This window comes from Butyrivibrio sp. Su6, assembly GCF_900108105.1.
GTDB lineage: Bacteria > Bacillota > Clostridia > Lachnospirales > Lachnospiraceae > Butyrivibrio.
In genome coordinates, this window is sequence record NZ_FNUR01000010.1 from 41,539 (window position 1) to 56,319 (window position 14,781).

Here is a 14,781-nt window from a genome sequence, read left to right on the forward strand (position 1 = left end):
TGTGAAAAAAGTAAGGACACTCCTTTTGAGTGCCCTGGTTGTAGGTATGGTTTTAACCGGGTGTCAGAAGGAAACAAATGACGAACTTGAAAGCTATAAGGAGAGCATGGACTCTTTTTATAATAAGCTTTCTTATTTTGATGAATCAATCAATGGCATCGATCCTAATTCTGATGAGGCTGTATCACAGCTTTTAGGATATTTGGATGAGATGAATGAAGAGTATAAGAAAATGTCAGAGCTTACAATTCCTGAGGAGTTTTCAGGAATATCAGATATTGCAGTTGAAGCTGCTGACTACATGGAAATGGCCGATCAGTTTTATCATGAGGCCTATGATAATGAGTTCGATGGTGACAGCGAGTCGCTTGCTAGTCAGTATTACCAGAGAGCCAATAGCAGAGTACTGGTTATGTTACAGGTTCTTCATGGCGAAGTTCCAACGGGAGAGGGCGTTACAGTAACGACACAGGATTCTATACAATTCTCTACGATAGGAACGAGCACAGAAGAATAATGAATACATTTATATATTTAGTAAAATTTATCGCATCAATGGGAGTGATCATAGGTCACACCAGATTTCCGGGGACTTTTGGTTTTGTTTGGGACGCTATCAGCAGATATATATGTCCTTTCTTTTTTGCCATATCAGGAAGATTTCTCATACCCTATAGTATGAGAAATACTGAAGATATCAGAAAAAGAGTTGGCAAGGCCATCAGAAAACTCTTAAAGACCACTGGGGTAGTTTATTTAATCTATCTGGTCTATTCACTTTTATTCCATTTAAAAAATGGCATTGGTTTTGGAGAGTGGTTTACTTCCAAATTCAATCTTTCTGAAGCCAGATGGTTCTTTTTGTTTAATTCCGGCAAGTTTATCTATGACGGATCTTATACTTTTGACCATCTGTGGTATTTGTTTGCCCTTTTTTATGTATTTGGGCTCATTTACATATTTGCGCCTGTTCTTAGAAAATGGTACAAATTTCTTGTAGTGATCCTTTTAGCAGGGCTCTATTTTGGAGAACTGCTTCAGACTTTTTATCCTATAAGACCTTTTGATATCAGCATAACTACCTGGTATGTGCTCAGAAACTGGCTTTTTGAGGGTATGCCTTATGTTCTTATAGGAATCTGGTTTTCGGATTACATTGGCAAATTAAAAGAAGACCTTTCTGAGAATGAATATAGGATCCGCAGCAAAAAATGGATTATTCCGGGATTTTTAGGTATACTTGCAGGAATGGTAATCTCCAGCGCCGAGTTCCTTCTTCTTGGGAAAAAAGAATGTCCTTTCGGAGCGCTTTTAATGGTACTTGGAATACTCTTTTTATCAGAGACAGGCATTGGCGGTGGCAAGTACCTTTGGAAGATAGGAAAAGAAGGATCATCAAATATTTATTTCTATCATGTTTTAGTGATCTGTCTTGTGGATCAGCTTTCTTACTATGGAGTGTTACCGGATATTTCCATGGGAGCAAAGCCTTTTGTGATAATGGCTCTGTGCCTTTTGTTTATATGGTTTATACCAAGGACTATCAAAAAATACAGCTGCAGGAAAACAAAAATATAAAAGGTTGAGCGGTATGAAAAGAGAAGAGTTTTTAGAAAAGTTTAAGGGAAAAGTAGTTTTTTTGGATGGGGCAACAGGTACGAATCTGATGAAGGCAGGAATGCCTGCCGGCGTGTGCCCGGAGAAATGGATCCTTGAGCATAAAGATGTGATGTTTAAACTTCAGAGAAGCTATGTTGATGCAGGGGCGGATATAATCTATGCCCCTACTTTTACAGGCAACAGGATAAAGCTCTCTGACTACGGTCTTGAGGACAGCATAAAAGAGATAAATACTGAGCTTGTAGAACTTGCCAAAAAGGCTGCAGATGGCAGAGCACTGGTGGCAGGTGATATTACCATGACCGGAAAGCAGCTAAAGCCTATCGGAGATTTAAGCTTTGAAGAGCTTGTAAATACATATAAGGAACAGATAAGTATCCTTGAAAAAGCAGGGTGCGACGTGATCATTGTCGAGACCATGATGAGTCTTCAGGAATGCAGAGCAGCTCTTATTGCCGCCAAGGAAATCTCTGATATTGCAGTAATGGTAACTCTTACCTTTGAGGCTGACGGAAGGACTCTTTACGGATCTGATGCTTCTGCAAGTGCCATTACGTTAGAGGCACTTGGAGCATGTGCTATTGGTGCGAACTGCTCCACAGGCCCTGATAAGATGGAAGAACTTATAAGGAATATGGCTTCTGTTACAGGCGTTCCTATAATTGCAAAGCCCAACGCGGGGCTCCCTTCTGTTGATGAAAATGGAAATACTGAGTATGACATGGATGAGTCTACTTTTGTTAAGGAGATGAAAAGACTTCTTGATGCGGGCGCCAGCGTTATCGGAGGATGCTGCGGTACAACTCCTGCTTTTATAAAGGCTTTAAAAGAAAACTATTCAGACTATATACCGGAAAATGATATACCAAGGAAAATGGTTGGAAGAAGGTATCTTTCATCAGAAAGACAGAGCCTTTCCTTTGGACTTGACGAAAACTTCATGATCGTGGGAGAAAGGATAAATCCCACAGGTAAAAAGAAATTACAGGCACTTCTTCGTGAAGGGGATCTTTCCATGGTTTCTGAATTTGCAAGAAGCCAGGAGCAGGAAGGTGCATCTATCCTCGACATCAATGTGGGCATGAGCGGAATTGATGAAAAAGAGATGATGCTTGAGGTGCTTGAGGAAGTTATGTCTCAGACTGATCTTCCTCTTTGCATAGATACCAGCAGTGCCGAGGTTATGGAGGCAGCCCTGAGGATTTACCCGGGAAGAGCTCTTATGAACTCCATCTCTTTGGAAAAAGGAAAAGCAGAACAGTTCCTGCCGCTTGCAAAAAAGTATGGCGCTATGTTTATTCTTTTACCTCTAAGTCCGGAGGGACTTCCTAAGACAACTGAGGAAAAGATAGGGAATATAAAAGAACTGTCCAAAATGGCTTACGATATGGGAATGAACCTTGAAGATATCGTGGTTGATGGACTTGTGGCTACTGTTGGAGCTGACAGGGAAGCTGCCATAAAGACCTTGGATACCATAAGTTTTTGTCATGAGAACGGATATGCCACGGTTTGCGGACTCTCCAATATTTCTTTTGGACTTCCTGAGAGAATGAATGTAAATACCGCCTTTTTGACTATGGCTATTTCAAGAGGGCTTACTATGGCTATCGCCAATCCGTCCCAGGAAATGCTTGTAAATGCGGCTTTTGCATCAGATCTTTTGCGCAATAAAGAAGGTGCTGACATCAGATATATTGAGAGAATGCAGCGCATAGCAGAAGCAAAAGAGGATAAAAACGCTACAGAAACCAGCGCTGCAAAAATGGATAAATCAGCGTCTACAAATAATGATGATATTCTTGCTATAATAAAGGCAGATGTCTTAAAAGGATCAAAAAGAACTATCGTAAAAGATACACAGACCGCGCTTGATAGAGGAATAGAGCCAAGGGTTATCCTTGATGAGGTTTTGATGCCAGCCATAAACGAAGTTGGAGATCTTTTTGATAAGGGAAAGTTCTTCCTTCCACAGCTGATATCAGGGGCTGAGGCCATGAAACTTTCAATAGGAATTTTGGAACCGCTTTTAAAGGGCGATGAAGCCACAGGGAAAAAGCTCCCTTCAGTTGTTATAGCAACTGTTCATGGTGACATTCACGATATCGGCAAAAATCTCGTGGCACTGATGCTCAAAAATTATGGTTTTAATGTTATTGACCTTGGAAAAGATGTACCAAAGGAAACAATAATAAACGCAGCCAGGGAGAACGATGCCAGCATTATAGCTCTTTCTGCACTTATGACTACAACCATGAAAGAAATGAAAAATGTGGTGGATCTTGCTCATGAGGAGGGACTTGACTCCAAGATCATAATCGGCGGAGCAGTGGTGACAGAGGATTACGCCCAGGAGATAGGAGCGGATGGCTATTCATCAGATGCAGCCGATGCTGTCAGGGTGGTTAAACAGATTCTTAATATCGAAGACAATCAGTGATAAAAAGTATTTGAGGAGCGTTGTATGATTGGAGCTGAAGCAATAGTTAAATGCCTGTTACAGGAAAAAACAGAAGTCATCTTTGGTTATTCAGGAGTTGCAATTGACCCCTTTTGGAATGAAATGCTAAAGACTGATATAAAGAGGGTTTTGATAAGAACAGAGCAGAATGCTGCTCACTGTGCCAGCGGATATGCACGAATAAGCGGCAAAGTCGGAGTGTGTGCCGTAACTTCAGGCCCCGGCGCTACAAACCTTATTACAGGTATCGCTACAGCATATGCTGACTCTATTCCGCTTGTTGCTATTACCGGACAGGTAAATAGCGATATGATCGGAAGTGATGTTTTCCAGGAGGCAGATATCACAGGTGCTGTGGAATCTTTTGTTAAGTACAGCTATCTTGTAAGGGATGTAAATGATATCCCAAGGATATTCAAGGAGGCCTTCTATATTGCAAACAGCGGAAGAAGAGGACCGGTTCTTATTGATATTCCTTTTGATGTTCAGACTGCAGAGTTTTCAGGGAAGTTTTCATATCCTGAAACAATCTCCATGCGCTCATATAAGCCAACTGTAAAGGGCAATATTGTTCAGATCAGAAAAGTCATAAAAGAGGTAGAGAAGGCAAAGAGACCTATCATCTGTGTGGGAGGCGGTGTCCACTTAAGCGGAGCTACCAGCGAAATCGTTAAGTTCGCTGAGCTTAATAAAGTTCCGGTTGTATCTACCATGATGGGCATTGGTGTTATGCCAACAGAGCACCCTCTTTATTTTGGAATGGTTGGAAACAACGGGGCTCCTTATGCTAACAGAGCTATGAATGAGTCAGATCTTCTTTTGATGGTTGGCGCAAGAGTTGCGGACCGTGCAGTAAACAGGCCTGATCTTATTACTGAGAATAAGGTTATGGTACACATAGATGTTGACCCTGCTGAAATAGGCAAAAACGTTGGACCGACAATTCCTCTTGTAGGTGATATAAAGCATATTTTTGCAGATTTCCTTGAGCAGGATGATCATGCAGATGATCATGATGAGTGGGTTGATCTCCTTAAAAAATATAAAGAGGATATGCATGTAGATAGAAAACCTGCAGGGGAAGGCTTTGTTGATCCGGAAATTTTTATAAATAAGCTTTCAGAAGAGGTCAGCAGAGACTGTGTTTATGTAGCAGATGTAGGCCAGAATCAGATGTGGTCCTGCTCATACTTTAAGGTGCGCGACGGCAGATTTTTGACTTCGGGCGGCATGGGAACTATGGGATATTCAATTCCTGCGGCCATGGGAGCCAAGCTTGCTGACTCTAAAAAGCAGGTTTTAGCTGTTATTGGTGATGGGGCGTTCCAAATGTCAATGATGGAGCTCGCTACAATGCGCCAGTACAATATTCCTGTTAAGATAATCGTTATGAAAAACGGATATCTTGGTATGGTAAGAGAACATCAGCATTTTACTTATGATGATCATTATTCAATGGTAGAGCTTTCCGGTGATCCGGATTTGTCACTTATTGCTGGGGCTTATGGAATGGAATATGTGAAGGTCGACGGAAAAAGCGACCTTGATGCAAACCTGAAAGAGTTTTTGAAGGATGATAAGTCCGGTCTTATGGAAGTAATTGTTGATCCTATGGCACTTACCAGATAAGGAATGGGGAAAGGTAGCTTAACATGAAAAGAATATATTCAGTTCTTGTAGAAAACAGGGCAGGTGTACTTTCTAAAGTGGCAGGTCTTTTTTCAAGAAGAAATTTCAATATTGATTCGCTTGTTGTTGGTGAAACTGCAGATAGAAGCGTTTCCTGTATGACTATTGTATCAACAGGCGATGAACGAACTATTGAACAGATAGAAAAGCAGCTCAATAAAAAGATTGATGTTATCAAGGTTAAGACTTTTAAGGAGAGCATGAGTATAAATAGAGAACTTATGCTTATCAAAGTTAAGTACAACAGGGATAACAGAAGAGATATCATGGAGAACTGCCAGATCATGGGCGCTTCTATAGTTGATATGTCCAAAAATATGATGGTAATACAGATATGTGATACATCAGAGAGAATTGAGCTGTTTATTGAGATGCTTAAGAGCGTGAGCATAGTTGAAATAGCGCGAACAGGGACAGTTGCTCTTACGAAATGCAAGGAACAGTAAAGCTTTAGGGCTTTACTGTTTTTTTATAATGATTTAACTAGTGTTTAATTCAAAACGACAAGCCGATAATGTATACTTTGTATACACGCTAACCACCTTAGTTTAAAAGGAGAATCGTTATGAAGAAGATAAGAGTAAGTTTGGCTATTATGCTTGTTGCTACTATGCTTATTGGAGTTTATACCACAGCTTTTGCATCTGGCTCTGTTAATGGTATTGTTGTCGGTAAAGAGTATTCTGCAACTTTTGATGATGGAAATATGTATCTTCTTGTTGAAGTTACAAATACAAATGGGGTAGATACAGCAGTTTCAATGGATGCTATTTCTATTGATGCAAGTGGTAATGCAATTGAAGCAAACGCTGAGGATGATGTATTTATATTGGCTCCAGGCGAAATATATATGCTTGTAGGAGTATTCCCAAATTCAGCATCAGCAACAAACTATGACTATGACCTTTTCGTAAATACTAAACTTGGAACATATGGAGTACAAGCTGCAGGTAATGACCTTGATACCAAAGGCTATGATGCAGGAAATGGAAATGTAGAAATATATGTTACAAATAAAGGCAGTGAAGCTGTATCCGGAGAGGCTGTAGTTGTGTATTACTATAAGGGCCAGATAGTCGATTTTGGAGAATGCGGTCTTTATAACACAGGAGGCGCGCTTAAGCCTGGTGAAACAATGACTGCCAAATTCTATACAAAACAGGCCTATGATTCATTTGAATACTATGTTGCAGGTATGAAGTAATACCAGAAATACCAGAATAACAGATTATTTTATAGATGGCTTTTCGCTTCCTGAGAAGGTGCGAGAGGCCATCTTTTTTGGTGTTCAAAGTCTTGAAGTGTTGCATATAACAATGCTTTCGCTTTGTATATGCGTAAGTGAGGTAGAAGTTAGGGGGTAGACAGGGGGCAGACATTGCCCCTGTTATTCTATGTATAAGCTTAAGAAATTGGTAAATGCTTGGCTCCGTACGCCACCATTGACTGAACCTGAGGAAAACGCCTTTATCTGCGAGCCGACGGTGAGGATGATGGGAACAGTAGATTATCTCGCACCGTCGGATTCAGCATTGTAGCGTTTCCCTCAGAACCCGTCAATGGCAAGCACCTTCGGTGTGGCTGTAATCTAATGCCTCAGGCTCTGAATCCAGGAACAGTAGGGGTGGCTTCTTTCAAGAGTGTGCAGGCTATCTGCTCATTTCACTGTGACAATTCATTATGATCTGCATGGATATTACCAAAAACATGACCTAATTAGCATTTTTCACTTGCCTAGGTCATGATTTTTGTCATGATATTGCCTTGTTATTACAGAATTCATGACCTAAACAGCATTTTTCTTTTATCTAGGGGTCATATTTTTTGTCGTGATATTGCTAAAGTACTACAAAATTCATGACCTATTCTGTATTTTTCATTTATTTAGGTCATATTTTTTATCGTGATAATGCTTAAACTGCTACAAAATTCATGACCTATTTTGTATTTTTCTTTTACTTAGGTCATGTTTCTAGTCATGATAGGTATTATCAAAGTGGATTTCGATAGAAATGGTCAGGTTTTATCCTATATCTCAGAAAATCGCTGTTACAAAATCATTCCTTCCGTATAACGATCCATATAATAGAAAAAATATCGTTTTGGGCATATAGCGCTTTGTAAAGCTTCCAGCCACCTCTGATTCTTTACTATTTTGGGTATATAGCAGCTTTTTGCGAGGTCAGCCACCCCTCATGAAAATTCAACTGGGCATATAGGCCGATTTCAAGACTCGAGCCACCTGTTAAAAGGTGGCTGCGAACGGATAATTACCGTATATGCCCAATTGCCTACGATAAAAGCTATAATGCGTGGTGGCTGAAAGCCTGAAATCAGGCTATGAGCCCAAAACCGGTTAATTGCAGGTGGCTGAGCTATTGAAAACGAGCTATATGCCCAAAACAGCAGCTCGCTCTCATTGGGAGCCGAGGGAATAAAGCCTTATACGTTCTAGAAGTATCAACAGCTACTGTTCTCGGAATTGGATTCCGAGGCACCTTACCCCAGCCACACCGAAGGTGCTTGACATTGACGGGTTCTGGGGAAAACGCTAAAATGCTGAATTCGACGGTGCGAGAAAATCTACTGTTCCCATCATCCTCACCGTCGGCAGAGCCTGCAGGGCGGTTTCCTCAGGTTCAGTCAATGGTGGCGTACGTAGCCGCAATCTAAATTTTTATAGAGAGTTAGAAAAGTCAGTTACGCTTATACAAAGAGAGAGTATTATGCCATTAGTATAACTCACGAAGTAAAAAGTTTTACCTTCGATAAATTTTTTTGTTTATAATAACCTCAATATAAAAAACGATTGCAAAAAATACTTTAATACTGTAAAATAGTGCAAGTTTAAAGTCTAAAAGAAAAAGTTGTTGACGTGGTACACTAGAGGAGTATAATTTGTTATTATCGGTTCAAAAATCGAAGCCGGTATTCTTAAAAGCATAAAGTAAGACTTAAAAAGGAGCACAAAATGCAAAAAAAAGTCTTTCAATTACTGGTTGATAATAATCCGGGAACTCTTTCCAGGATATCAGGTCTTTTTTCCAGGCGAGGATATAACATTGAAAGTATAACTGCAGGAACCACTGCAGATCCAAGGTTTACGAGGATTACCATTGTTGCATCTGGCGACGATGTGATTCTTGAGCAGATTGAAAAGCAGGTTAGTAAGCTGGTTGATGTAAGAGATATTCATGAGCTTTTACCTAAGGATAGTGTATATAGAGAGCTCGCTCTTGTTAAGGTAAGGGCAGAGGCGGACAAGAGACAGAGTATTCTTGCTACTGCCAATATTTTCAGAGGCAACATTGTTGATGTCAGCATTGATTCAGTGATTATAGAGATAACAGGTAGCCAGTCCAAAGTTGATGCTTTCCTTAAGTTACTTGAAGGCTACGAGATCCTTGAACTTGCCCGCACCGGTATTGCAGGTCTTGGCAGGGGAACAGATAAGGTTATTTTCTTTGATGAATAAGTTGTTTATTCAATTTTTTATATAGTAGGAGGAAAAATTAATGTCACAGGATGCACGTATTTTTTACCAGGAAGATTGTAATCTATCTTTACTTGAGGGAAAGACAATTGCTATTATTGGCTATGGCTCACAGGGACATGCCCATGCTCTTAACCTTAAGGATTCAGGATGCAACGTAATCATTGGACTTTACGAGGGCTCAAAGAGTAAGGCAAAAGCTGAGGCACAGGGACTTAAAGTATATAACACAGCAGAAGCAGCTAAGATGGCTGATATCATCATGATCCTTATCAACGATGAGAAACAGGCTAAGATGTACAAAGAGGACATTGAGCCAAACCTTCAGCCAGGCAACATGCTTATGTTCGCTCATGGATTTAACGTTCACTTTGGACTTATCAAGGCACCTAAGGATGTTGATGTTGCTATGATCGCACCTAAGGCTCCTGGACATACAGTTCGTTCTGAGTACCAGGCTGGAAAGGGAACACCTTGTCTTGTAGCTGTTGAGCAGGATGCTACAGGTAAGGCACTTGATCTTGCACTTGCATATGGCGCTGGAATCGGTGGAGCAAGAGCTGGTCTTTTAGAGACAACATTCAGAACAGAGACAGAGACAGACCTCTTTGGTGAGCAGGCAGTTCTTTGTGGTGGTGTTTGTGCACTTATGCAGGCTGGTTTCGATACACTTGTTGAGGCTGGTTATGATCCAAGAAATGCATACTTCGAGTGTGTTCACGAGATGAAGCTTATCGTTGACCTTATCTATCAGTCAGGCTTTGCAGGAATGAGATATTCTATTTCTAACACAGCTGAGTATGGTGACTATGTAACAGGACCTAAGCTCATCACAGATGAGACAAAGAAGACAATGAAGAAGATTCTTTCTGATATCCAGGATGGAACATTTGCTAAAGAATTCCTTCTTGATATGTCTGAAGCTGGCGGACAGGTACATTTCCAGGCTATGAGAAAGCTTCATGCTGAGCACCCATCAGAGAAGATCGGTGAAGAGATCAGAAAGCTCTACAGCTGGAACAACGAGTCAGACAAGCTCATCAACAACTAAACTGCAAACGGACCTTGGGGACGGGGTTAGGGGTCCATTTAATTGAAAATGTTCATAAATTAGACTATGATAGAAAGGGTATCGCCTCGCGGTGCTCTTTCTATTTTTATTTGATGAGGATTATGAAAAAATGTCTGAGAAAAAGAAGTACTATACTCCTGTAGTAATGTTTTTGAGCGCATTTCTGATGTATGTGCTTGCTATTTTACCCATTCTCATTTCCAGAGGTCTGCCTTTTTTCTATTACGGCGACTATAATGTTCAGCAGGTTCCGTTTTATATTGCTGCTCATAGAGCTGTAAGAAGCGGAGAGTTTTTCTGGAACTGGAATATTGATCTTGGCGGAACCATGTTCGGTGACTTTGCCTTCTATCTTTGGGGAAGTCCATTCTTTTGGATTTCAGTTCTTTTCCCTGAAAGTGCAATTCCATATATTATGCCATTTCTTATGGCACTGAAATATGCTACAGCAGCTACCTGTGCATATCTGTACATTGAGAGATATGTCTATAAGTACACCTATGCAATGATCGGTGGGTATTTGTATGCTTTTTCAGGATTTAATGCCTGCAATATTGTATTCAACCATTTTACGGATTCAGTTGCATTTTTCCCGCTTTTCCTTCTTTGCTTTGAAGAGCTTATGTCAGCTGAGGGCAAAGATAAGTATAAGAGATTCATCTTTTTTGCTCTTATGACAGCTTTTATGTCTGTTGTGAATTACTATTTCTTCTTTGGACAGGTCGTATATATGGTCCTGTACTTTGTGGTCAGATACATAAAGGGAAGTACTGTTAAACAGGTCATAACACATTTCTTTAGAGCTCTCCTTAGCGGAGTGCTGGGTGTTATGATCTCAGGTTTTTTCCTAATGCAGGCGTTTGCAGGTATTCAGGGCAATTCAAGACTTGATAATTACATAAACGGTTATGACATCCTGATTTATCCAAGTGAGAAGCTTCTTTGGGATATAGTAAAGAGTCTTTCAATGCTTCCGGATATCATTGGAAAAGGAACACTTTTCTACACAGGAACAGTTAAGAATGCGTCTCTTGCAGCTTACCTGCCATTGTTTGGATTATCAGGTGTCATCGCGTATTTTCTTTTAAACAAAAAGAAGCACAACTGGGAAAAGACAATGCTGATAATCTGCGGAGTGATCGCCTTTATACCGGTGTTTAACGCAGCATTTTCGATGTTTAACAGCTCATATTATGCACGCTGGTTCTACATGCCGATTCTTTTGATGTGCCTTATGACAGCGCAGGTTGCCCAGAGAGGAAAGTCTCCTCAGCTGAAAAAAGGCGCAGTTGCAGCAGTGCTTATGTTCATGTTTTTCATTCTCGTGTATTTCTTCCCGTCTAAAAATGACAGCGGAGAGATGGTCATGTTCAACATGACAGAGAATAATACGATATTCCTGCGTGATGTGCTTGGAACGGCAATCCTTAGCTTCTTCCTTTTGCTTACAGTTTTTGTACTGCCAAAGAAAGTTAAATTCGACAAGGAACATTCACTGATCAAGATCAGAGATGTTGTTGTTTTGATAGTTGTTATATGCAGTTGCATTCTTGCTACCTTCATACCTGTTAAAAACGGCAGTTCCATCATAAGTGACAGGGGCAAAAAAATGTGGCAGGAGCAGATGCTCTTTAATAAAGTCAATGTGGATCAGAGTGATTTCTGCAGAGGCGAGGTTGATTCTACCTCCACGAACTATGATATTGTCTGGGGTGTGCCATCCATACACTGCTTTTTAAGTACTGTTCCTTCTGAGATTTTTGATTTCCTTGATGGAACACTGGGAATAACAAGAACTGTCGAGACCAACATCCCTGTTTCAAGAGCCGGAGCAAGAGCTATTCTTTCAGCAAGATATTATTTTGAAAATGCTGAGATCAGTAAGAACAGAGTATATGCCAATGGTGAAGGAACAGAAGGCTATACTTACCTTGATACTCAGGACGGATTCGATATTTTTGTAAATCAGAACTTCATTCCTATGGGATTTACTTATGAGTACTATATTACTGAGTCAGAGTGGAGTGATCTGAATGCTGATGATCATGACCTTGATCTCTCAAGAGTCCTTATAATTCCTGATGATGTAGCAGTTGAGTACGGAGATACGCTTGCAATGACAGAGCTCACAGCGGAAGATCTCATGGAAGATGATTTTTCTTACTATGATTTTGAGCTTGAGTGCGATAAAAGAGCTGCGACTTCCTGTACGAGTTTTGTGACTGATACTTACGGATTTACTGCCAAGACAGCAATGCTTCCGGATAGTACACTTGTCTTTTTCTCAGTGCCTTATACAAAAGGCTTTAGCTGCACTGTAGATGGAAAAGATACTGAGATTTTGTCTGCAGATTATGGACTTATGGCAATTCCTGTAGAGGGCGGATGCCATGAGATAAGAGTTACATATACACCTGAAGGTTTTAAGAGTGGCCTTATTATGAGCGTCATCGGACTTCTGATTTTGGGTGGCCTCACATGGTATACATTAAAATATATCAAGAAAAATGATTAAATTTGATATGTGTTTTACTGTTTGTTTTCATGTTATATTTACTAGTATATTTTTGACATTAATTAACGAGGAGATTGACGTGTATGAGCAGAATGACCATGACACAAAAGATTTTGGCGGCACATGCGGGACTTTCCGAGGTAAAAGCTGGACAGCTTATTGAGGCAGATCTTGACCTGGTGCTTGGAAATGATATAACAAGCCCTGTTGCCATTAAGGAAATGGAGAAGTTTACTAAAGAGGGCGTGTTTAATAAAGACAAGATTGCCCTTGTTCCCGATCACTTTGTTCCAAATAAGGACATCAAGTCAGCTGAGAACTGCAAATGTGTCAGAGAATTTGCTAAAAGAAACAGTATTACAAACTATTTTGAAGTAGGAAAAATGGGCATTGAGCATGCTCTTTTACCTGAGAGCGGTCTTACTTTACCTGGAGATCTTATTATTGGCGCCGATTCTCATACATGTACGTACGGAGCTCTTGGAGCGTTCTCAACAGGAATCGGTTCAACAGACATGGCTGCCGGAATGGCTACAGGAAAGGCCTGGTTTAAAGTGCCTTCAGCTATTAAGTTCAACATTGTTGGCAAGCCATCTAAATGGGTGAGCGGTAAAGATGTCATTCTGCATATCATCGGAATGATAGGCGTTGACGGAGCCTTGTATAAATCAATGGAATTCGTGGGAGAAGGAATCAGAAACCTTTCCATGGATGACAGATTTACTATTGCAAACATGGCCATTGAGGCTGGCGGCAAAAATGGTATTTTCCCTGTTGATGACATTGCTCTTGCATATATAAATGAGCATGCAAAGGGCAAAAAATATACAGTATATGAAGCAGATCCTGATGCAGAATATGATGAGGAATACACAATCGATCTTAGTAAGCTTACACCTACAGTTGCATTCCCACATCTTCCTGAGAATACACATACATTTGATGATATAGATGATATCAAGATTGATCAGGTTGTTATTGGATCCTGTACAAATGGCAGAATTGATGATCTTAGGATTGCAGCAGAAGTTTTGACTGATCATCATATTGCAGAAGGCATGAGATGCATTGTGATCCCTGCCACACAGAAAATCTATATGCAGGCGATGGAAGAGGGACTTTTAAAAACCTTCATAGAAGCCGGCGCAATCGTGTCAACTCCAACCTGTGGACCATGCCTTGGCGGATATATGGGAGTTTTAGCATCCGGTGAGAGATGCGTTTCAACAACAAACAGAAACTTTGTTGGTAGAATGGGCGCTATAGACTCAGAAATTTACCTTGCTTCACCTGCAGTTGCTGCTGCAAGTGCTGTAACAGGCAAGATTTCTCAGCCATCAGAGCTTGGACTGTGATTTTGGAATAATACAGAATATCATTTCATTAAAATATCAGATTTTGTGGAGGGAAAAAATGAAAGCTGCTAAGGGAACAGTTTTTAAATATGGAGATAATGTAGATACTGACGTAATAATTCCTGCCAGATATCTTAATACTACAGATCATGCAGAGCTTGCTAAGCATTGTATGGAGGATATCGATAAGGACTTTACATCAAAGGTTAAGGCAGGAGACATAATTGTTGCAGATAAAAATTTTGGCTGCGGTTCATCAAGAGAGCACGCACCTATTGCCATCAAAGCTTCAGGTGTAAGCTGTGTAATAGCCAAGAGTTTTGCAAGGATCTTTTACCGCAACAGCATCAATATCGGACTTCCTATTATTGAATGCGAGGAGGCGGCAGAAAACATAAAAGCAGGTGATGTTGTAAGCATTGACTTTGACACCGGCCTTATTACAGATGAGACAAGCGGCAAGACTTTTACAGGACAGGCATTTCCACCTTTTATGCAAAAGATAATTGATTCTGAGGGTCTTATTAACTACATAAACAGTAAAGAATGATATAAGAATGCTTTGTTTTTGGAGTG

11 protein-coding genes are annotated in these 14,781 nt (G+C 40.4%); all 11 read left to right on the forward strand.

Annotated elements, in window-relative coordinates; all coding sequences use genetic code 11:
- The first annotated feature begins 1 nt into the window (after position 1).
- The 11 genes from C4S54_RS11260 to leuD all read left to right on the forward strand — a co-directional run bounded on the left by C4S54_RS11260 (position 2) and on the right by leuD (position 14,755).
- Positions 2-517, forward strand: coding sequence for a hypothetical protein (locus tag C4S54_RS11260; protein ID WP_103869624.1), 516 nt, complete (start codon positions 2-4; stop codon positions 515-517).
- Positions 517-1,578 (forward strand): acyltransferase family protein, encoded by a 1,062-nt coding sequence (locus C4S54_RS11265; RefSeq protein ID WP_103869625.1) that lies wholly within the window; start codon positions 517-519, stop codon positions 1,576-1,578. Before C4S54_RS11260 ends, C4S54_RS11265 begins: the two co-directional genes overlap by 1 nt.
- Positions 1,579-1,591: 13 nt before the next feature.
- Entirely contained in the window at positions 1,592-4,060 is a 2,469-nt protein-coding gene (locus tag C4S54_RS11270; RefSeq protein WP_103869626.1) for a homocysteine S-methyltransferase family protein, read from the forward strand.
- A gap of 24 nt (positions 4,061-4,084) precedes the next feature.
- A complete protein-coding gene (ilvB, locus tag C4S54_RS11275) occupies positions 4,085-5,710 on the forward strand; it encodes a biosynthetic-type acetolactate synthase large subunit (protein WP_103869627.1) in 1,626 nt (541 codons plus the stop codon).
- Positions 5,711-5,733: 23 nt separating this feature from the next.
- Positions 5,734-6,216: an acetolactate synthase small subunit gene (ilvN, locus tag C4S54_RS11280; RefSeq protein WP_022776201.1), complete on the forward strand. Its 483-nt coding sequence runs from the start codon at positions 5,734-5,736 to the stop codon at positions 6,214-6,216.
- Positions 6,217-6,335: 119 nt separating this feature from the next.
- A complete protein-coding gene (locus C4S54_RS11285; RefSeq protein WP_103869628.1) occupies positions 6,336-6,974 on the forward strand; it encodes a hypothetical protein in 639 nt (212 codons plus the stop codon).
- A 1,767-nt stretch (positions 6,975-8,741) separates the two neighbouring features.
- Complete coding sequence (ilvN, locus tag C4S54_RS11290) at positions 8,742-9,245, forward strand: acetolactate synthase small subunit (RefSeq protein ID WP_022776400.1); 504 nt, start codon at positions 8,742-8,744, stop codon at positions 9,243-9,245.
- Between the two features lie 40 nt (positions 9,246-9,285).
- Positions 9,286-10,314, forward strand: a complete 1,029-nt coding sequence (ilvC, locus tag C4S54_RS11295) for a ketol-acid reductoisomerase (RefSeq protein ID WP_103869629.1) — start codon at positions 9,286-9,288, stop codon at positions 10,312-10,314.
- A 130-nt stretch (positions 10,315-10,444) separates the two neighbouring features.
- The gene (locus C4S54_RS11300; RefSeq protein ID WP_103869630.1) at positions 10,445-12,850 is read left to right on the forward strand and encodes a YfhO family protein; all 2,406 of its coding nucleotides are present in this window, start codon (positions 10,445-10,447) and stop codon (positions 12,848-12,850) included.
- Between the two features lie 83 nt (positions 12,851-12,933).
- Positions 12,934-14,205, forward strand: coding sequence for a 3-isopropylmalate dehydratase large subunit (gene leuC, locus C4S54_RS11305; RefSeq protein ID WP_200821070.1), 1,272 nt, complete (start codon positions 12,934-12,936; stop codon positions 14,203-14,205).
- Between the two features lie 58 nt (positions 14,206-14,263).
- The gene (leuD, locus tag C4S54_RS11310; RefSeq protein ID WP_103869631.1) at positions 14,264-14,755 is read left to right on the forward strand and encodes a 3-isopropylmalate dehydratase small subunit; all 492 of its coding nucleotides are present in this window, start codon (positions 14,264-14,266) and stop codon (positions 14,753-14,755) included.
- Positions 14,756-14,781 lie beyond the last annotated feature (26 nt).

What these genes read in the sequence shown, in the direction of transcription:
- ilvN (WP_022776400.1), top strand. Translation starts at nt 8,742, where the DNA reads ATGCAAAAAAAAGTCTTTCAATTACTGGTTGATAATAATCCGGGAACT.
- C4S54_RS11270 (WP_103869626.1), top strand. Translation starts at nt 1,592, where the DNA reads ATGAAAAGAGAAGAGTTTTTAGAAAAGTTTAAGGGAAAAGTAGTTTTT.
- ilvC (WP_103869629.1), top strand. Translation starts at nt 9,286, where the DNA reads ATGTCACAGGATGCACGTATTTTTTACCAGGAAGATTGTAATCTATCT.
- leuC (WP_200821070.1), top strand. Translation starts at nt 12,934, where the DNA reads ATGAGCAGAATGACCATGACACAAAAGATTTTGGCGGCACATGCGGGA.
- leuD (WP_103869631.1), top strand. Translation starts at nt 14,264, where the DNA reads ATGAAAGCTGCTAAGGGAACAGTTTTTAAATATGGAGATAATGTAGAT.
- ilvN (WP_022776201.1), top strand. Translation starts at nt 5,734, where the DNA reads ATGAAAAGAATATATTCAGTTCTTGTAGAAAACAGGGCAGGTGTACTT.
- C4S54_RS11285 (WP_103869628.1), top strand. Translation starts at nt 6,336, where the DNA reads ATGAAGAAGATAAGAGTAAGTTTGGCTATTATGCTTGTTGCTACTATG.
- ilvB (WP_103869627.1), top strand. Translation starts at nt 4,085, where the DNA reads ATGATTGGAGCTGAAGCAATAGTTAAATGCCTGTTACAGGAAAAAACA.
- C4S54_RS11265 (WP_103869625.1), top strand. Translation starts at nt 517, where the DNA reads ATGAATACATTTATATATTTAGTAAAATTTATCGCATCAATGGGAGTG.
- C4S54_RS11300 (WP_103869630.1), top strand. Translation starts at nt 10,445, where the DNA reads ATGTCTGAGAAAAAGAAGTACTATACTCCTGTAGTAATGTTTTTGAGC.